Source organism: Streptomyces xylophagus (assembly GCF_000716435.1).
Lineage (GTDB): Bacteria > Actinomycetota > Actinomycetes > Streptomycetales > Streptomycetaceae > Streptomyces > Streptomyces xylophagus.
In genome coordinates this window covers 1-309 of the sequence record NZ_JNWO01000189.1, presented here as the reverse complement: position 1 = coordinate 309, position 309 = coordinate 1, and the positions used below count along the sequence as shown (strand labels likewise).

The following is a 309-nucleotide window of genomic DNA, read 5'->3' as shown; positions in this document are numbered from 1 at the left end:
GGGCACGCATGACACCGAGCGCCATGTGGTCGTTCGCGGCGAAGATCGCCGTGACCTCCGGCCTCTGCCCCAGAGTCAGCCCGTGCAGGTATCCGGACCGGGTGGTCCAGTCGCCGTACAGCACCGGCGGCGGGACGATGCCGGACTCCTCCAGCGTGCGCCGCCAGGACTCGACCCGGTGGGCCGCGGAGAACGAGGTCGGGGGACCGGCGACGTGCCACACCTGGCGGTGGCCGAGTTCCAGCAGGTGTTCCGTCGCCTGACGGGCGCCCTGCGCCTGATCGGTGTCCACCACGGTGTAGCCGGGGC

General features: G+C 72.2%; 1 protein-coding gene. It reads right to left on the bottom strand.

Annotation, left to right across the window (positions count from 1 at the left end; genetic code table 11):
* Positions 1–309: substrate-binding domain-containing protein (locus OO70_RS50920; RefSeq protein ID WP_043688532.1), on the bottom strand; the 309-nt coding region annotated here is incomplete at both ends.